At 72.4% G+C, this 17,691-nt stretch carries 15 protein-coding genes; 5 read left to right on the top strand and 10 right to left on the bottom strand.

Annotated elements, in window-relative coordinates; all coding sequences use genetic code 11:
• Nucleotides 1–37: 37 nt before the first annotated feature.
• The 7 genes from ABZ370_RS04485 to ABZ370_RS04455 form a co-directional block, all read right to left on the bottom strand.
• Nucleotides 38–2,890 carry a SpoIIE family protein phosphatase gene (locus tag ABZ370_RS04485; protein WP_358616318.1) on the bottom strand — a complete coding sequence of 951 codons (2,853 nt, stop codon included), beginning with the start codon at nt 2,888–2,890 and terminating at the stop codon, nt 38–40.
• Between the two features lie 177 nt (nt 2,891–3,067).
• Complete coding sequence (locus ABZ370_RS04480) at nt 3,068–3,997, bottom strand: cyclase family protein (protein WP_358616315.1); 930 nt, start codon at nt 3,995–3,997, stop codon at nt 3,068–3,070.
• 60 nt (nt 3,998–4,057) lie between these two features.
• Nucleotides 4,058–5,416, bottom strand: coding sequence for a cytochrome P450 (locus tag ABZ370_RS04475; RefSeq protein WP_358616313.1), 1,359 nt, complete (start codon nt 5,414–5,416; stop codon nt 4,058–4,060).
• Complete coding sequence (locus ABZ370_RS04470; protein ID WP_358616310.1) at nt 5,413–7,023, bottom strand: acyl-CoA dehydrogenase; 1,611 nt, start codon at nt 7,021–7,023, stop codon at nt 5,413–5,415. The genes ABZ370_RS04475 and ABZ370_RS04470 overlap by 4 nt, the downstream gene beginning before the upstream one ends.
• 254 nt (nt 7,024–7,277) lie before the next feature.
• Complete coding sequence (locus ABZ370_RS04465; protein WP_358616308.1) at nt 7,278–7,817, bottom strand: EF-hand domain-containing protein; 540 nt, start codon at nt 7,815–7,817, stop codon at nt 7,278–7,280.
• Between the two features lie 140 nt (nt 7,818–7,957).
• Entirely contained in the window at nt 7,958–8,692 is a 735-nt protein-coding gene (locus ABZ370_RS04460) for an ABC transporter permease (protein ID WP_358616305.1), read from the bottom strand.
• 47 nt (nt 8,693–8,739) lie between these two features.
• Complete coding sequence (locus ABZ370_RS04455; protein WP_358616302.1) at nt 8,740–9,669, bottom strand: ATP-binding cassette domain-containing protein; 930 nt, start codon at nt 9,667–9,669, stop codon at nt 8,740–8,742.
• Nucleotides 9,670–9,775: 106 nt separating this feature from the next.
• On the opposite strand from ABZ370_RS04455, the gene ABZ370_RS04450 reads away from it, so the two are divergent.
• Entirely contained in the window at nt 9,776–10,990 is a 1,215-nt protein-coding gene (locus ABZ370_RS04450) for a histidine kinase (RefSeq protein ID WP_358616299.1), read from the top strand.
• 36 nt (nt 10,991–11,026) lie between these two features.
• Nucleotides 11,027–11,689 carry a response regulator transcription factor gene (locus ABZ370_RS04445; RefSeq protein ID WP_358616296.1) on the top strand — a complete coding sequence of 221 codons (663 nt, stop codon included), beginning with the start codon at nt 11,027–11,029 and terminating at the stop codon, nt 11,687–11,689.
• Between the two features lie 20 nt (nt 11,690–11,709).
• Here the strand turns inward: ABZ370_RS04445 and ABZ370_RS04440 are convergent, their stop codons facing one another.
• Nucleotides 11,710–12,375 carry a TetR/AcrR family transcriptional regulator gene (locus tag ABZ370_RS04440; RefSeq protein WP_358616294.1) on the bottom strand — a complete coding sequence of 222 codons (666 nt, stop codon included), beginning with the start codon at nt 12,373–12,375 and terminating at the stop codon, nt 11,710–11,712.
• Here ABZ370_RS04440 and ABZ370_RS04435 point away from each other — a divergent pair.
• Both ABZ370_RS04435 and ABZ370_RS04430 read left to right on the top strand, forming a co-directional pair.
• Nucleotides 12,328–13,791: an MFS transporter gene (locus ABZ370_RS04435; protein ID WP_358616291.1), complete on the top strand. Its 1,464-nt coding sequence runs from the start codon at nt 12,328–12,330 to the stop codon at nt 13,789–13,791. The two genes, ABZ370_RS04440 and ABZ370_RS04435, sit on opposite strands and share 48 nt — an antisense overlap.
• Before the next feature lie 355 nt (nt 13,792–14,146).
• Nucleotides 14,147–14,710 carry a DUF2165 domain-containing protein gene (locus ABZ370_RS04430; protein WP_358616289.1) on the top strand — a complete coding sequence of 188 codons (564 nt, stop codon included), beginning with the start codon at nt 14,147–14,149 and terminating at the stop codon, nt 14,708–14,710.
• A 43-nt stretch (nt 14,711–14,753) separates the two neighbouring features.
• Here the strand turns inward: ABZ370_RS04430 and ABZ370_RS04425 are convergent, their stop codons facing one another.
• Nucleotides 14,754–15,578: a hypothetical protein gene (locus ABZ370_RS04425; protein WP_358616286.1), complete on the bottom strand. Its 825-nt coding sequence runs from the start codon at nt 15,576–15,578 to the stop codon at nt 14,754–14,756.
• Nucleotides 15,579–15,687: 109 nt separating this feature from the next.
• Here ABZ370_RS04425 and ABZ370_RS04420 point away from each other — a divergent pair, with 109 nt between their 5' ends.
• Nucleotides 15,688–16,338, top strand: coding sequence for a GntR family transcriptional regulator (locus ABZ370_RS04420; protein ID WP_358616284.1), 651 nt, complete (start codon nt 15,688–15,690; stop codon nt 16,336–16,338).
• Nucleotides 16,339–16,354: 16 nt separating this feature from the next.
• Here the strand turns inward: ABZ370_RS04420 and ABZ370_RS04415 are convergent, their stop codons facing one another.
• Entirely contained in the window at nt 16,355–17,593 is a 1,239-nt protein-coding gene (locus tag ABZ370_RS04415; protein ID WP_358616281.1) for an SGNH/GDSL hydrolase family protein, read from the bottom strand.
• Between the last annotated feature and the right edge of the window lie 98 nt (nt 17,594–17,691).

The raw sequence follows: 17,691 nt of genomic DNA, 5'->3' as shown, positions 1-17,691 counted from the left end.
CCGTGCGCGGGGGCTCTGTTACTCCAACGGGCCAGTCTCACGCGGCGTCGAGGGCGCATTCGGCCCAGATGACCTTGCCGTCCTGGGTGTGGCGGGTGCCCCAGGCCAGGGCCAGCTGGGCGACGAGGAACAGGCCCCGGCCGTCCTCGTCGGTGATGCCCGCCCGGCGCAGATGCGGGGCGGTGCTGCTGGTGTCGGAGACCTCGCAGATCAGGGTGCGGTCGTGGAGCAGCCGTACCCGGATGGGCCCGCTGGCGTGCCGCAGGGCGTTGGTGACCAGCTCGCTGACCAGCAGCTCCGTCACGAACGAGAGCTCTTCGCGCCCCCACTCGGCCAGCTGACGGCCGGCGGCGGCCCGGATCTCGCGGACGACGGCCGGGTCGGCGGGCAGTTCCCAGGTGGCGATCCGGTGGGGGGCGAGGGCGTGGGTGCGGGCGACGAGGACGGCGATGTCGTCGCAGGGGTGGGCGGGTGCCACATCGTCCAGGACCGCCTGGCAGGTGTCCTCGGGGGTGCGCTCCGGGTAGGCCAGGACCTGGCGCAGCCGGCCCAGGGCCACGTCGATGCCGCGCTGCCGGTCCTCGATGAGCCCGTCGGTGTAGAGCACCAGCCGACTGCCCTCGGGGACCTCGATCTCGGCGGTCTCGAAGGGCAGACCGCCCAGGCCCAGCGGCGGCCCGGCGGGCAGGTCGGGGAACGACACGGCGCCGTCGGGCCGGACCAGCGCGGGCGGCGGGTGCCCGGCGCGGGCCATGGCACAGCGCTGCGACGTCGGGTCGTAGACGACGTACAGACAGGTGGCGCCGATGATGCCGAATCCGTCGGAGGAGCCCTCGCTGCTCTCCTCCCGGTCCAGGCGCAGCACCAGGTTGTCGAGGTGGGTCAGCACCTCGTCCGGGGCGAAGTCGAGTTCGGCGAAGCTGCGGGCGGCGGTGCGCAGCCGTCCCATGGTGGCGGCGGAGTGCATGCCGTGGCCGACGACGTCGCCGACGACGAGCCCGACCCGGGCACCGGGCAGCGGGATGACGTCGTACCAGTCCCCGCCCACCCGCGACTCGGCGGGCAGATAGCGGTGGGCTACCTCGACGGCGTTCTGACCGGGCACGCCGTGCGGGAGCAGACTGTGCTGCAGGGCCAGGACCATGGTGTGTTCGCGGGTGTAGCGCCGGGCGTTGTCCATGGACAGGGCGGCGCGGGTGGCCAGTTCCTGGGCCAGCGAACGGTCGTCGTCCCCGAACGGCGCGGGGTCGAGCGCACGGTAAAAGCTGACGATGCCCAGGACGGTGCCGCGGGCGACCAGCGGGACGGCGATGAGGGAACGGACGTGGGACAGCAGCCGTGCGGTGTGCTCGGGGTCCTGGATGAGCCAGCCCGCGGCGGTCTTCAGATCCGGTTCCAGTATCGCCTGCCCGGCGCTCACACAGCGCAGCTGGGGCGTGGTCGGGTGGAAGTCGATGCGCTTGCCGACCGGGTAGAACGGGCAGTCGCCATGGATGCCGTGGACCACCGTACGGCGCAGGTCGTAGCGGGGGTCGAGGGGTTCGTCGCCGCGCAGTACGGCGTCGGGCAGGTCGATGGTGACGAAGTCGGCCAGCCGGGGGACGGCCGTCTCGGCGAGTTCCTGGGCGGTGCGGCGCACATCCAGGGTGGTGCCGATGCGCGCGCTGGCCTCGGACAGCAGCTCCATGCGGCGCCGCGCCGCCAGGGCGTACTTCCCCACCTCCGGCTCGCCGACCAGCACCAGCCCGGCCAGGCCGTCGGTGACATGGCCCGTCGCCGGGGTGGCGGCCCGGGTGGCCGGAGTCTGGGCGTCCGGGGTTCTGGCGGCCGTCTCGGCATCCGTCTTGGCGTCCGGCGTTCTTCCGGACGCCGCCCTTCCGGCCGACGTTCTGGCGGCCGGGGTCCTGGCGGCCGTCATCTTGGCGGCCGTGCCCTGGCCGGGTACGGCGCCCGAGAGAGGCGGGGAGAGGCGCGACGGGAGGGTGAGGGGCGGCCGCGTCGCGTGGTCGGGGAACATGGCCTCGACGGCGATGCCCTCCACCCCGGCCGCGCTCGTCATCGGGCGGCTCATGAGGGTGACCCGCCGCCCGTCGGAGAGGGACACTTCGATGGCGGCCCGCTGCCCGTGGGAGAGCAGCTCGGCGGCCCTCTCCTTGATTATCATCTGATCGCCGCGGTGCAGCCCCTGTACGAAGGCGTCCACCCCGATGGTGTGCCCGCCCCCCTCGCGGGCCCGCGACGCACCGGCCGCGTCCTGGTACGCGCGCAGCAGCCCGCGCTCCCGCGCCGAACTCTGCGCCAGCAGCCCCCGTTCGATGGCCTGGGTCGCCCTGCGCAGCACGGCGTCCAGCACCGGATGCCCGGAGCCGCGGGGGAAGGCGAGGCACAGGATGCCTTCGATGCGCCCGCTGAGCGGGTCGCGGACGGGAATCGCGCTGCAGCCGTTCGACAGGCCGCGCTCGGCGAAGTGCTCGGCGCCGTAGACCTGGATGAGCCGCCGCTCCGCCAGGGCGAGGCCGATGCCGTTGGTACCGGCGAACTGTTCGGCGAAGACGAAGCCCGGTACCTGCTGGATCGGCGGGAGGGTTCTGGCCCACGACTCGTCGCCGAAGCGGCGCTGGAGCACCGTCCCGTTTTCGTCGGCGAGCGCGATGTTCATCGGGCTGTCCTGGAACCGGGACCGCAGCCGGTCGAGCACCGGACCGGCGGCGCGGACCAGCCGGTCCTCGGGATCGAACTGCCGGTAGGGAAGGTCGAAGCCGCCCAGCGGCAGGCCCAGGGAGCGGCAGCGCTGCCACGAGTTCAGGATCAGGCTCCGCACGTCCGCCTGGACCGCTTCCCCCTGGAGGAACTGCTCACGCGAGCGCGCGGGCCCGATGCCGCCTGTCACGAGACCCGCCAGGATCGCTGCCTCACCGGCCCGATTCACGCCACTCCTAGCTATTCGCCGCGATTAGCCCCAAAAGCCCACTCTTCGACAATAACGGGTACGGGTGCTGCCGCGACGAGCGAAAGGAGACATGTGTTCGATGGACCACATACGGTGACCGGCTCAGGCTGGCGGCCGTCACAGCACCGCGACCGGCGTGAGGGGTGAGCCCGTCCCGCCCGGAACGTTCAGAGGCGCCACGACCAGCAGAAACGCACAGCGGCCCGCCTCGGCCGTGGCGGCGGAGAGCTCTTCGAGATCGAGGTTGTCCAGCAGCGGCACCCCCATCGCGGTCAGGGTGAGCACATGGACCGGGGAGTGCACACCGTCGACCGGCGAGGGCCGCACATCGTTGTCACCGTCCCCGCCGAGCAGGGCGATGCCGCGCTCGGCCAGCAAGGGGACGGCATCCACATGGAGCCCCGCGCTCGCCGCGCCGGTATCCCAGGCGCCGCGTTCCTCGCGGCGGCGAAGGCTCCCGGTGCGCAGCAGCACCGCGTCCCCCTCGCCGATGGTCACTCCCAGCGCCCGTTCGGCGGCGGCGATGTCCTCCGCGTGCACCGCCCGCCCCGGCTCCAGCCAGGCGGTTCCCAGGGCGGCGGGAAGGTCGAGGAGGACACCCGTCGTGACGAGCGGCCCGAGCGCGGCGACCGCACCGTGGCGGGCGCCCGCGGCGTCGATCACCTCCTGCGCGGCCCGGCCGCCGTAGAGCCGCCCCCGGTAGGCGGCGTGGCACAGCGCGTCGAGATGGCTGACGCCCTTGCCGTGGTAGTCGACGCCGAGGAAGTCCTTGTACACGGCGGGCTCCGGTGGCTCCACGTCGCCGAGGTCCGTCATGTGGCGCAGCGCGGGCTTGGGGTTGTCCGGTGCGGGCCGGGTGTCCCAGGGCCGCGCCAGCGGGACGACCGCCCCGGACCGTACCCGGGCGACGGCCCGCCGCACATGCCCCGGGGTCACCCGGTTCCAGGCGCCACGGCCGCCCGGCCCCCACCGCCCCCACGCCTGGACCGCCGCGAAGAGCGCGTCGAACTCCTCGCGGGAAACAGCGGGTCCGTTGCTGGTCGTCATCCGTGCTCACCCCGGCGGGGTTCGGAACGGTGTGCGGTTCGGAACGGCTTCCCCAGCAGTTTACGTCCGGGCGGCCCGGGGCGACCGGCGTGCGCGGAGGCGGACCCGGCCGCCCCGGGCGGGGACGATCGTCACCGCCACGAGCCGCGCCGGTTCCAGGGGCCCGGCCGGTTCGGGGACGGCGGCCGCGAGGATCTCCCGCAGCACGGTCTCGATCTCCAGCTGGGCCAGCGACACCCCGATGCAGCGCCGCACACCACCACCGAACGGCGTCAGCGCGTACGGCACCGGCTCCGCGCCCAGGTGGCGCTCGGGCCGGAAGGCGTCCGGCTCCGGCCACAGCTCGGGGTCGAGGTGGGTGAGCGGGAACAGCGCCGCGACGAACGCGTGCCGGGGCACCGGGTGGCCGCCGAGCTCGGTGTCGTGGGCCGCGGTGCGCATGGCGTTGTAGACGGCGGGGCGCAACCGGCCGGACTCCTTGACGGTCGCCCTGAGCAGCCGGTCCGAGCCCGCGTCGAGGTCGGCGATCAGGTCGTCGCGGGCGGCGGGGTGGTGGGCGAGCAGGTGCAGTGTCCAGGCGATCGTGGTCGCCGTGGTCTCGTACCCGGCCAGGACGAGGCCGGTCAGCTCGTCCAGGAGCTGTGCGTCGTCCAGCCCGGCACCGTGGTCGTCACGGGCGTCCAGCAGCATGGACAGCACATCGTCGCGGTGGGCGCGGTCCGGCGCCGCCCGGCGCGCGGCGATCTCCTCACGGGTCAGGTCCCATAGGGCGGCGCGGAGCCGGTGGAAGCGGCCGCCCGGCGAGAGCGGACCGAGATCGCGCCGCAGCGGCCCCGGCAGGAACAGGACGGCGAGGTTGCCTATGCGGACGTACGCGTTGAGCGCGTGGCGGAAGGTGGCGACCCGGGCCGGGTCGGTCAGGCCGAAGACGACTCTCAGGATGACGTCGATCGTCAGCCGCTGCGCCCATGGCCGCACGGGCAGGCCGTCGCCTCCGAGCAGTTCGGGCAGCCCGGTGTGGACGAGCTCCCGCACCCGCCGCGCCCAGCCGCCGATCCGCTCCCCGTGGAAGGGCGGAAGCAGAAGCTTGCGGTGGGTCAGATGCAGCGGTGGCGGTGTGCAGATCAGCGATCCGGCGCCGATCGCGGGCGCCAGCAGGGCGGCGGCGTCACCGCCGGTGAACCGCTCGTGGTCGGTCAGCACCGCGCGGTTGGTGGCGGCGTCGGCCGCGCAGACGAGGGCGGCGCGGTAGGGGAAGACGCGGAGCGAGAAGACCGGTCCGAACCGGCGGCGCAGGGAGCGCGCGTAGCCCTGCGGGTCCCGGAGCATCCGCACCGTCTGCACGGGCCGGGGCGCACGGGCGGCCGGGGGGAAGAGCCGGGGGTCCCACGGCGGCTCCCGGGTGAACGCGTCGCTCATGGCCGCTGCCAGGGCCCGGCGGGGTCGTCGTAGGCGGCGGCGTAACTGTCGGTGGCGATGGGCGCCTGGAGGATGTGGTCCGGGACGGCGAACGCCTCCACGAGCGCGAGCGCGTGGGGCGCCAGCCCGGCGGCGACGCGGTCGACGGCGTCGCCGAGGTCGCGGACCGCGTCGGCGGTGAGGTGCCCGTCGGCCAGCAGCAACCCCGCGTGAGGGGCGAGCCGTTCCAGCACGAACAGCTGGAAGACCTGCTCCAGCAGGCTCCGCGTGGCGTCGTCGGCGACGCGGTCGGCGGCGGTCAGGAACGCCTCGGCGGCGCGCCGGGTGGCGTAGGCGTCGACGAGGTCCAGGGCCGGGTTCACCGCCTGGTTCCAGCGGTCCAGCGGTCCGGCGCCGGCCCGGCCGAGACGGCTGCGGGCGTGCTGGAGGCAGCGCAGCTCGCGCCGCACGAGCAGATCCAGCAGGAGGGCGCGATCGGTCAGCGGGTCGGTCAGCGGGCCGGTCCGCGCGGCGGGGGCCTCGGGCGGGCTGTAGCCACGGCCGGTCAGCATGTCGGCGGCGGCCTTCGTCCAGATGACCAGGTTGTCGCCTTCGGCCGTGACGGTGGACTCGATCGGTGTGATCAGGTCGACGATGCGGTTGGCCGACAACAGCCCCTGGGCGCCGCAGCGCTCCCGGCACTCGATCGCGATGTCCCTGGCCTGCCAGGTGATCCAGCCCTTGGCCGCCGCCACGAGAACCTCCGCCTCGGCCGACTCCGGGTCGCCCTGGCCCGTGCAGTGGCGGGTGGCCTCGCGCAGCAGGAACGTCGCCGCGTAGGCGCTGGCCGCCGCCCCGAGCAGTCTGGTCTGGTTGCAGCGGTAGGCGAAAAGCGGGACACCGGTCCTGCTCGCCGGGGCGAACGTATGCCGCCGGTGGGCGTACCGCACGGCGGCGGTGAGGCCCATCCGGGCCCCGCCCAGCGCCGCCGCGGCCAGGCAGAGCTTGCCCGTGGTGACCCGCTGGATGGACCGCAGGAACCGGCGGCGCCGACTGCCGATCACACTGCGGAACGCCCCTTCGGCGGTCAGGTCCGCGTGGTCCCCGGCCAGCAGGGCCGAACGCTCCAGAACGACCTGGTCGAACGAGGTGATGGCGTGGTCGACCGCCGAACCGGGCGTCTCCGAGAGCGGCCGTATCCGGATGCCGGGCAGCGGCCCGTGCTCGTCGCGCAGCGGCACGAGGAACAGGAACACGCCGCAGTCCTGGTCGCGGACGATCAGCCTGGCCGCGACCAGACCGCTCTTGCGGCCCCCGGCGGGGCCGGTGTTGGGCATGAACTTCTGGGCCTCGGCCGACGGGGTGTGCAGCACGAAGGTGTCGGCTCCCGGCTGGTGGACCGCCGTAGTCTCCAGCTCGGCGGCGTTGTTCCCGTAGCCGAGTTCGGTGATGAGGACGGTGCCGTACCGGCTGAGCCGGATGAACGGGGAGAGGTCCACGGTGCGGCGGGGGTCGAGGCGGAGGAGGCTGCCGAGGAACAGGTTGTAGTGGATGGTCGCCAGCGTGGTCAGCGAGCCGTCGACCGCGCCCAGCCACTCGTGCAGCGACACCAGCCGGTCCGTCGCCATGACCAAATCCTCGACGGATGCGATTCCTTCATTGACGACCCGCAAACGCTCATAAGCGAGCTCCGAACGGTCCGACGGCGACAATCCATCGCGGTAACGGAAAATATCCCGTCGGAAATGCTCCGTCCACGGTCTGTGCAGATCGTCGAATCGCCCGTCGAAGAGCACCTCGGTCAGCAGCGGCACCTGTGCCCGGCCCGCTATGACGGCAGTGGCCATCTCCGCTCTCTCCCCCCGTCCGCCGCGGATTCAGTTCACAGCGCGCCGAAGAGCAGATGGCTCGCGGTGTTGGCCGGGTCCTCGTCGCGGTAGAACTGCGTGGCGGCGGCCATCAGCTGGTCCTTCGTCAGCTGCCCGCCCTGCTCGGTCTCGGTCAGCCGGTCGAAGGCCGCCCCGGCCTCCTCCTCGGGGACACCGATGGCGGAGATGACCGCGACGAAGCCGTCCTTGCCGACCAGTCCGTCGTCATCGTGGTCGGCGAGGTCGAAACCGGCCCGGTAGAGCGGGCCGATCAGCATGTCGAAGTGGTCGCTCACCTGGCTCAGGGCCTGGCTGAACTCGCCCTTGTCGATCCGGCCGTCGCCGTCGGCGTCGGCGGTCTCGCGCAGCGCCCGCCAGTACGTCATCAGCGCGTCGGCGTATTCCTTGCCCTTGACCGCCGTGCGCTCCTCGCCGACGGCGGCCAGAACGCGGCTGCCCATCAGTTCGAAGTCGTCTTCGGCGATCACGCCATCGCCATTGGCGTCCAACAAAGCGAACAGCTTTTCGTACTTCTGGTCCAGTAGTGCGCCCACGCGGTCCCCACCCTCCAGTGCCGACAGTTCGCCGCGCCTCGAATATTTTCCGAAGCGCATGAAAGATTACCGAGAGCGGCCAGGAGAATTCGTCCGTCAGGGAATCTCTTTCGAGTGAAAAGCGCGCCTCAGCCGTGACGTCAGGCGTCGCGGCGGCGCACCGCCCACCAACCGGCCAGCAGCGCGGCCGCCGCCCACAGCGCCATCACCGCGAGTCCCGTCCACGGACCGACGCCTCCCTCCGGGGCCTGGTGCAGCACCTGTTGTCCGGCGCGGTCCGGCAGATAGTCGGCGGCGTTCCCGGCGAGGTCTCCGATCACGAAGCCCACGATCAGGATGAACGGGATGAGCAGGCTCAGGACCGCGGTGGCGCTGCGCAGCAGGAAGGTGAGTCCCGCGGCGAACAGGGCCATCAGGGCCAGATAGATCCCCGCGCCGAAGCAGGCCCGCAGCGCGCCCGGTTCGCCGAGGCCGATGGAGTCCTCGCCCAGGAACGCCTGGCCCGCGAAGAAGGTGGCGAAGGCGGTGGCGAGCCCCACGGCGAAAGCGGCGCCCGCCATGGCCGCCGCCTTGGCCGCGTAGAAGAGGCCCCGGTGCGGTACGGCCGACAGGGAGACCCGCAGGGCACCGTTCGCGTACTCGGAGGAGACGGCGGTGGCCCCGAACGCGATGGCGGCGATCTGCGCGAAGTTGATCGCGTAGAAGGCCGCGAAGACGGGGTCCTCGTCGGCGTTCAGCTCAGCCCCGCCGACGGTGGCGAAGACCAGCAGCGTGATGGCCAGCGTGGCGGCGAAGACCGCGATGAGTGAGCCGAGGCTCGCCCGGATGGATCGGATCTTGATCCACTCGGAGTGCAGCACCGCTGTGACGGACATGGTCGAACCTCCTGTGAGGTGTTGAGGTGTTCTCGAAGGTCAGGCGGTCAGGTGGCCGGGGACGCGGGGGCGGCGGCGGTGAACTCCGCCTCGTCCGCCGTGAGGGCGAGATAGGCCTGCTCCAACGAGGCCTGTTCGTCGGCGAGTTGGGTCACCGGGATGCCCTCGCGGGCGGCGACGGCCCCGATCTGTTCGGCCCTGGCGCCTTCGACCACCCATCCGCCGTCCTCGCCGCCCAGGACCGTGTATCCACCGGCCAGCAGCGTGTCCTTCAGCCGGGCGGGTTCGCTGGTACGCACCCGTACGCGCTCCTGGCTGTGCCGCTCGATGAAGTCGCGCATGGACACATCGGCGAGGAGCCGTCCCCGGGCGAGGACGACAAGGTGGTCGGCGTAGGTGGCGGTCTCGTTCATCAAGTGGCTGGAGACCAGGACCGTGCGGCCCTCCCGGGCGAGTCGGCGCAGCAACTCGCGAATCCAGACGATCCCTTCCGGGTCGAGGCCGTTGGCGGGCTCGTCCAGCAGGAGGACGGGCGGGTCCCCGAGCAGCGCGGTGGCGATGCCGAGGCGCTGGCGCATGCCCAGCGAGAACGTTCTGATGCGACGGCCCGCCACCGTGGCAAGACCCGTCTCCTCCAGGACCTCGTCCACGCGGCGGACCGGAAGGCGGTTGCTGACGGCGAGCCAGCGCAGATGGTCGCGGGCGGTCCGGGAACCATGGGCCGCCTGCGCGTCGAGCAGGGCACCGGCCGTGCGCAGGGGTTCGCGCAGCGCCGCGTACGGGTGGCCGCCGATGATGGCGGTGCCGGAGGTGGGGTGGTCGAGGCCGAGGATGAGCCGCATGGTGCTGGACTTGCCCGCGCCGTTGGGGCCGAGGAACCCGGTCACCCGGCCCGGTTCGACGGTCAGCGTCAGCCCGTCGACGGCCCGGGTGCTGCCGTACTCCTTCGTCAGGTCATGTACGTCGATGCTGGTCATGGCTTCAGCCTGGCCGGGCGGGCGGGGGCTGGCATCCCCCGCCGGAGGAGACCGGCTCCCCCGCGCGGGGGAGCCGCCGCCGCGCCCGCTCTGCCACGATGACGGCATGCCAGGCCTCCTGCCGCCGCTGACGCGTGCGGTCACCTACACCCGCTGGCTTCACCTGCTGGTGGGGTCGGTCGTGCCGTTCGTCTGCGCCGCGATCTACCCGGGGCTGGTCCGTCCGTCTCCGGCCGACTGGGTGCTGATCGCGGTCCTGCCGGTCCCCTTGGTCCTGGCGGCGGCCATGGTGCCCGAGACGCGGCGGGCGGAGGGGCTTCAGGCGCAGCTGATGCTGTTCCCCGGGCCGCACGCACGCGTGCGCGGCGACGGGGCTTCGGGGGTCTCGGCCGCTCCGTCCGCTTCGTGGAGCGACCGGGCCAGGACCGGCCTGTGGCTGGTGCTGCGCCTGGAAGCGGGGTTCGCCGTCGCGCTGGTGACGGGGCAGTTGATGGCCCTGGCCCTGTCGCTCGCCGGGGCGGCCGCCGGAGAAACCGGCGTGGGCGACCCGCCGCTGCGGGTTCCCGGGGCGGGCTGGGCGTACGGGCTGCTGATACCGGTGCCCCTGCTGGTGCTGGTCGTCCTGGCCACCGGGGCGGGCGCCCTCATGGCGGCGGCCGCCCGGCGGCTGCTCGGCCCGTCGGCCAAGGAGCGGCTGGCCGAGCTGGAGGAACGTACCGAGCGGCTGCTGGAACGCAACCGCATCGCCCGGGAGTTGCACGACTCCCTCGGCCACGCCCTCACGCTGGCCGTGGTGCAGGCAGGTGCCGCCCGGGCGGCCGGAAACCCGGATTTCACCGACCGGGCGCTGGAGACCATCGAGGAGTCGGGCCGGGCCGCGCTGGAGGACCTGGAACGAGTTCTGATGATCTTGCGCGAGACAACGCCCCCGGCCGGTGCCCGGCCCGCCCTCGGCGACGCGGGCCGTCTGCTGGACTCCGCCCGGTCCTCGGGCGCGCGGATCGACGCCGAGGTGACCGGTCCGCTGGAGCGGGTACCGGGCCCGGTGTCCCGCGAGGGCTACCGGATTCTCCAGGAGGCGCTGACCAATGTGCTGCGGCACGCGGGGCCCGTCCCCGTCCGCGTCCGCATCGCGGTGGACGAGGCACGGCTGCGGCTGGAGGTGCGCAACCCCCTGACCGCGGCGGCCGCGGTGGCCGTCACGGGAGGCGGCAGCGGGCTGCGCGGCATCCGTGAACGCGCGGCACTGCTCGGCGGCGAGGCCCGCACGGGACAGGACGAGGGCCAGTGGCTGGTCCATGTCGATCTGCCGGTGCGGTGATCAGAACACCCCCTGGGCACCGCCTATGCTGGCCGGATGCTCACCGTTCTGCTGGTTGACGACGAACCTCTGGTGAGGGCGGGCCTGCGCGTCGTACTGGAGGCGCAGCCGGACATCGAGGTGGTGGGCGAGGCGGCCGACGGTGCCGCCGTGATCCCCCTGGTGCGGCAACTGCGCCCCGACGTCGTCGCCATGGACGTACGGATGCCTCTGATGGACGGCATCGAGGCCACCCGGACCGTCCTGCGCACGGTGCCCGACCCGCCGAAGATCATCGTGGTGACGACCTTCGAGAACGACGAATACGTATACGGGGCGCTGCGGGCGGGCGCCGACGGGTTCCTGCTCAAGCGCGCACGCCCGGCGGAGATCGTGCACGCCATACGGCTGGTGGCCGAGGGCGACTCGCTGCTGTTCCCGGCGGCGGTACGCGAGTTGGCCGCCTCGTACGGCGAAACCCACGGCAGCGCCGAGGGCCGGGCAGCCCTGGAGCGCGCCGCCCTGACCGAGCGCGAGGGCGACGTGCTGCGCCTCGTGGCCCGCGGACTGTCCAACGCGGAGATCGCCGCACGCCTGGTGGTGGGCACCGAGACGGTCAAGTCGCATATGAGCGCCGTCCTGGCGAAACTCGGCGCGCGCGACCGCACCCAGGCGGTCATCGCCGCATACGAATCCGGCTTCGTCTCACCGGGCCGATGACCTGGGCCTGACGTCACCGGTCAGCCGCGGACCCCGGGCGAGGCGAGGCCGGTCAGCAGCAGCCGCATCCCTCGGTGGAAGTGGGCGTCCCAGTCGTCCTCGTCGAGGAGCGGGAAGTGCCCGGCGAGGGTGGGGTATTCGTCGATGTGGGCGTGGAGGTGGGCGTCCACGGCCGAGCGGGTGGCCGCCTCGTCGGAGCGCTCGCGCCACACCGCTTCGGTGGAGGCGGAGCCGATCACATAGTGGGTGATCGTGGCCGCGGCGGACGAGAGGTGCACGCCGTCGAAGCCACCGATGGCGAGCGCGGTGTAGGCGAACTCCGAGGAGCGCAGGGCGTGGGGGCCCATGAGGGGTCGGGTGCTCGCCAGGGCGGCGGCCCACGGGTGCCGCAGCAGTACGGAGCGCAGCCCGGTCATGAACGCCTCGACGTCCGCCTGCCAGGTGGCGCCGCGCTCGCCCGGGAGGCCGAGTTCGGCGAAGACCGCGTCGAGAGCCAGGTCGAGGACGTCGTCCTTGGTGTCCACATGCCAGTAGAGACTGGTCGCGTGGGCGCCGAGCCGCTCCGCGAGACGGCGCATGCTCAGCTTCCGCACGCCGTCGCGGTCCAGTAGCTCAACGGCGGTGGCGATGATCCGTTCGTGCGACAGCTGAGGCCGGGTATCGTCGTCGACAACACGGTTCTGCATGTCGCGGTGCCCGCCATCGGTGCCGCCTTCGAGGCCTCAACAGGGCAGTTACAGGCGGTGATCGACGCCTACGTCGTGGTCTTCGCCGGGCTCCTCATCACCGCGGGGGTGGTCTCCGACCGGTACGGCAGGCGGCGCACGGTCGTCGCGGGGCTGCTGGTCTTCGGCGTGGCGTCGGCGCTCGCCGCGGCGGCCCCTTCGGTGGGCTGGCTGATCGCGATGCGGGCTCTGATGGGCGTCGGCGCGGCGCTGGTGATGCCCGCGACGCTCGCGGTGCTCGTCGCGGTGTTCCCCGGGCGGGAGCGCCCGCGGGCCTTCGCGGTGTGGAGCGCGGTCGCGTCCGTGGGCATGGCCGCCGGGCCCCTGCTCGGTGGCGCGCTGGTGGACGCGTGGAGTTGGGCGGGGGTGTTCCTGATCAACGTTCCCGTGGTGACGGTGGCGCTGGTGGGGATCGTACGGCTGGTGCCCGAGACGCGGGCCGGGGACGGCCGGGGGCTGGACCTGCCCGGCACCGTCCTGGTCACCGCGGGGATGACCGGCCTGGTGTGGGCCCTGATCGAGGCCCCGGCGTACGGGTACACCTCGACCGCGGTGCTGACCGGGGCGCTGGTGGCGGTGGCGGCGCTCATCGGCTTCGGCGTACGGCAGGCCCGCTCCCCGGTGCCGATGGTCGATCTGCGGCTGTACCGGGACCGGCGGTTCTCGGGGGCGAGCTTCGCGGTGGCGGTGATGACGGTCGCGACGGGCAGCACGCTCTTCATCCTGAGCCAGTATCTGCAACTGGTCCTGGGCTACAGCGCGTTCGAGACCGGGCTCGCGGCCGTCCCCCTGGCGGCGGGAGTCGTCGCGGGCTCGGCCGTGGGCGGCCGGGCACCGGCGAGGTTCGGGTCATGGGCCTGCGTCGTGGCGGGATTCGCCGTCACCGCGGCGGGTTTCGCGGTGCTGGCCTCGCTGTCCGAGGGCAGCGGCTACGCGACGGTGTCCGCCGGGCTGGCGCTGGCCGGGGTGGGCTCCGGTGTCGCGGGCCCCTCGGCCACCAGCACCGTGCTCGGCGCGGTGCCCCCGGAGCGGGCCGGTATGGGCTCCGCGCTCAACGACACCCACCAGCAGCTCGGCATCGCGCTGGGGGTGGCCGGGCTGGGCAGTGTGCTCGCCACCGCCTACCGGGGTGCGCTTCCCGACGGGCTGCCCGACCACGCCGTGTCCTCGCTGGGGGCCACACTGTCGTACGCCGAGGGCGGCGCGGGCCGAAGCGCTCTGGCCGAGTCGGCCCGTTCGGCCTTCGCCGACGCCCAGTCCCTCACCATGGCCATCGGGGTGGCAGCAGCCCTGGCCGCCGCGGCCGTGGCGTTTCTCGCCCTGCCGCGACGGGAGCCGTCAGGTGAAGAAGCCTATGTAGGACGAGGCGAGGCTTGACACCAGCCAGAACACTCCGAAGGCGATACCGATGATGATCAATATCGCCAGTACGCTGTCCGCTTTGCCGACTGATGTGAAGGGATGTCGGGGCTCCGGGTCTTGTGGGCTCACTGGATCAACATACGGGAAGAAGTCGATGCCTGTGGAGAGTAGTTAATGCTTCCGTAACCACTCGGCTACCGGCCACCGTTGGGCGCACGGCTACGACGTCAACCAGGGGCCGGTCAGGTCGCGTTACCGACCCCACGGAAAACGTACCGGCGCTGGACTGTTTTCCCGTACATGGTGGATGATCCCCCTCGATCAGCCGGATCAAGCGGATTCCAGGGGAGTCCAGGGGGAGGAAATGGCCATGGTCAGAGAAGGAGTGGTGGACGAACGAGCGGACGGGGCACGTTCGTCCCGCACCCTCGCCGTCGCCTCGGCGGTGCTCACCGGAACGATGGCGCTGTACATCGCGCTCGTCGCGTTCGGCAACATCACCGACTTCGGCACCAACCAGCAGTTCGTGCGGCATGTGCTGGCGATGGACACGACGTTCAAGGACGACGACCTGATGTGGCGGGCGATCTCGTCGACCGCCCTCCAGGACGCCGCCTACATCGCCATCATCGTCTGGGAAACCCTCGCCGCCCTCGCCCTCATCGCGGCGACGGTCATGTGGGGCATGAGCCTGCGCGGTAACGGAAGTGGCATCCGCCGTGCCCGTCGGGCGAGCACTGTCGGCCTGTTGATGCTGATGCTGCTGTTCGGGGCCGGGTTCATCGCCATCGGCGGCGAGTGGTTCTCCATGTGGCAGTCGAAGTCGTGGAACGGGCTGGAGGCCGCCACGCGGGTTTTCCTGCTCTCCGGCCTCGTCCTGGTGCTCACGCATCTGCCGTCCGCCGGGCGAGCCGAACCCGGCTCCGCGGACTGACGGAGGTGTTCGCGGCGGCGGGAGCACCCGCCGCCGCGCGGAATCAGGGCAGTTGGTCGAACGTCCCGGCCGCGGTGAACGCCTCGTTGACCGGTGCGATGAGCGAGGCGAGGCGGCGGGCGCCCTCGTCGCCGATCGGCGCCCAGAGCGGGGCGCACAGCTCGTCGGTCTCGACCTCGATCCGCTCGCGCGCCGCGGTGCCCTCCTCGGTCACGGTGCCGTCGGCGTCGATCCAGCCGCGCGCGACGAGACGTGCCGTCGCCGCGGCCCACTCCTCGTCGTTCCACTGGCGCGTCGACCGCAAGAGCCCCGCCGGGACGGTGCCCGTCGCGGCGTGCAGGACGTTGCAGTCGCACGGCCCGAGGTCGTTGGCGGCGAGCACGACGAGATGCGCGTCGCCGCGCCACTCGCGCACCACCGTGAGCTGCTGCCACAGCGCGACGAACGGATCGGCCGGGAGCGCGACCGAGGCGTTCGCGGCGGCCAGCACCTTGCCGGCGTAGTCGGCCCCGGCGACGACCGGGTCGATCAGCGACCGCGCCTCCGCGATCTCCTCCGCCGTGAGCTTCACGCCGACTCGCTCCGCCGCACGACCGGCGGACGCGAAGCGCGCGGCCTGCCACTGCTCGGGCGACGCGGCGTCCCACGCGCCCGTTATACAGCGCACCGACCGCGGGCTGAAGTTGTAGAAGGTCGCGAGCGCGACCTGCCACGGAACCGCACCCATCGGCGCCGACCGGAACGCGAAATACGCCGGTCCGCGCTCGGTGACGCCGAACTTGGCGGCCTCCTCCGCGGCCTCGGGGACGAAGTAGATGAACCCATGGGTCCGGCTGATGGCGAGGCTGACCTCGCGAACGGCGCTCATGTGGCTTAACTCCCTGGCGAGTTGAGGGGTCGTCATCACATACTGACGGTCGGTCATCGACCATAGCAGCAATAATCGATTATCACCGTGGACCGTCTATGCTGGGGACATGCCAGAGAAGATGCTTTCCGAGCAGGTCTACACCTGCCTGCGGGATGCGATCATGCGTGGGCACTACGCCCCCGGCGAGGCCCTCAAGCCGCAGGACCTGGCCAGGGAACAGGGCGTGAGCCTGGCCGTCGTGCGCGAGGCGCTGGTGCGGGTGGTCGGCGACGGCCTCGCCGACCGGCTGCACAACCGAGGCTTCGCCGTCGCCGCCCTCACCGGCCAGTGCTGGCAGGAGATCACCGAGGCGCGGCGCACCATCGAACCGGCCGTCCTGCGCATGTCCGTCGAGCGCGGCGACGTCGAGTGGGAGGCCCGGGTGAGGGCCTCCCACCACCGTCTGGCCCGCACCCCTGCGTACTCGTCGGAAGAGCGCAAGCACTACTGCGACGCCTGGTCAGAGGCCCATCGGGTCTTCCACCGGACCCTGCTGGAGGGCTGCGGTAACCGCGTCCTGCTGGAGACCTTCGACCGGATGTGGACGGCCAGCGAACTGGCCCGCCGCTGGTGGGCACAGCGCACCCCCGGCCTGGACGGCGCCGACGAGCACCGCAGGCTGGAGGAGGCGGCGCTCGCCCGCGACCCCGACGCCGCGGCCGCCACACTGGTCGAGCACCTCACCCTGACCGCGACCGCCCTGACCGACGCTCCCTAGCGGCCGGTCGCGGGGGTCATCGGCCGCAGCGCAGGTCGCGGAGGGCGATGGCGTCGCCCATCACCCGCATCCCGGTGTCATTGGGGTGGAGGTGGTCGCCGCTGTCGTAGGCGGGGAGCATCCGGGAGGGCGTGGCGGGGTCCCGGACGGCCTGGTCGAAGTCCACGACCGCGTCGAACTCGCCGCTGGTGCGGATGAAGGCGTTGACCTGCTCGCGGACCACCTCGTCGGCGACCTCGTACTCCCGCCAGCCCTCGTACGGCATGACGGTCGCCCCGACCACGCAGACGCCGCGCGCGTGGGACCTGGCGATGATCTGCCGGAACCCGGCGATCAGTTCACCGGCCGTCGGCCCCGGCGTGGCCTTGATGTCGTTGATGCCCTCCAGCAGGATCGTCGTGCGCACCCCGGCCTGGGAGAGCACATCCCGGTCGAGCCGCTTCAGCGCGCTCTCGGCAGACCCGTCGGCGAGGATCTTGTTGCCGGAGATCCCTTCGTTGGCGACGCCCGCCAGCCGCGAGCGGGGGTCGGCGAGCAGACGGCGGGCGAGGAAGTCCGGCCAGCGGCGGTTGGTGTCCGCGGAGGAGGCGGAGCCGTCGGTGATCGAGTCGCCGAAGGCGACCACGGCGCCGGTGCCCGGACGCGGCCGTACGACGACCGCGTCCAGGTAGTACCAGGAGGTGATCTGCCGGGAGTAGGCGGCGGCGCCCTCCTCCGCGGCGTGGTCACCGGCCGGTGCGACGTACTGGGTGGAGCGGGCCCCGGGGTGGCCGGTCGCGACGGTGCCCGCGCTGCGTACGTACAGGCTGATCGCGAGGTCCGCCTGGGGCCGGACCCGGCCCGGCAGCGGATCGCTGTACACGACGCCGCCCGCCGGTACGGTCACCGACGACGCGCCGCGGAAGGTCAGCCGCCCGTTGCTGCCGGGCACGAGCGCCGCCCCGGACGCGCGGACGCCCGCGTAGGCGCGCCCGAAGGTCACCGGCTGGTCGCCGTAGGCGTTGGAGAGCCGGATGCGCAGGTCCCGGCCGCCGGTGCTGGTGTGGATGACGAACCGGTAGGTCAGGTCCTGGGCGGCGGTGCCCGCCGGGTAGGCGCTGGAGCCCCAGGTGACGACGGAGGAGCGCGGGGCGGGCGGCGTCACGGGCGTGGCGGCGGCGTGGGACTCGGTTCCGGCGGCCAGGACGACCCCGAGCGCGGCGGCGGTCGCGGTCAGGACGCCGAGGGCGCGGGCGGGTAAGCCAGGTCTCTGCATGATGGGGTGTGTCCCTCTCTCGACAGTTGGGTGATCGGATGAATTGACGCGCATTCCGATCGGCCTGTCGAGAGAGAACACCGAACTGCGAAACTTTC

Source organism: Streptomyces sp. NPDC005962, from assembly GCF_040629205.1.
Taxonomy (GTDB): domain Bacteria; phylum Actinomycetota; class Actinomycetes; order Streptomycetales; family Streptomycetaceae; genus Streptomyces.
Note: the sequence above shows the minus strand (reverse complement) of the source record. Positions and strands in the feature narration are given on the sequence as shown.

Coding starts and splice junctions, on each gene's coding strand:
- ABZ370_RS04415 (WP_358616281.1), bottom strand. CDS start 17,593: ATGCAGAGACCTGGCTTACCCGCCCGCGCCCTCGGCGTCCTGACCGCG.
- ABZ370_RS04455 (WP_358616302.1), bottom strand. CDS start 9,669: ATGACCAGCATCGACGTACATGACCTGACGAAGGAGTACGGCAGCACC.
- ABZ370_RS04475 (WP_358616313.1), bottom strand. CDS start 5,416: ATGAGCGACGCGTTCACCCGGGAGCCGCCGTGGGACCCCCGGCTCTTC.
- ABZ370_RS04470 (WP_358616310.1), bottom strand. CDS start 7,023: ATGGCGACGGACCGGCTGGTGTCGCTGCACGAGTGGCTGGGCGCGGTC.
- ABZ370_RS04460 (WP_358616305.1), bottom strand. CDS start 8,692: ATGTCCGTCACAGCGGTGCTGCACTCCGAGTGGATCAAGATCCGATCC.
- ABZ370_RS04440 (WP_358616294.1), bottom strand. CDS start 12,375: ATGCAGAACCGTGTTGTCGACGACGATACCCGGCCTCAGCTGTCGCAC.
- ABZ370_RS04445 (WP_358616296.1), top strand. CDS start 11,027: ATGCTCACCGTTCTGCTGGTTGACGACGAACCTCTGGTGAGGGCGGGC.
- ABZ370_RS04450 (WP_358616299.1), top strand. CDS start 9,776: ATGCCAGGCCTCCTGCCGCCGCTGACGCGTGCGGTCACCTACACCCGC.
- ABZ370_RS04480 (WP_358616315.1), bottom strand. CDS start 3,997: ATGACGACCAGCAACGGACCCGCTGTTTCCCGCGAGGAGTTCGACGCG.
- ABZ370_RS04430 (WP_358616289.1), top strand. CDS start 14,147: ATGGTCAGAGAAGGAGTGGTGGACGAACGAGCGGACGGGGCACGTTCG.
- ABZ370_RS04425 (WP_358616286.1), bottom strand. CDS start 15,578: ATGAGCGCCGTTCGCGAGGTCAGCCTCGCCATCAGCCGGACCCATGGG.
- ABZ370_RS04420 (WP_358616284.1), top strand. CDS start 15,688: ATGCCAGAGAAGATGCTTTCCGAGCAGGTCTACACCTGCCTGCGGGAT.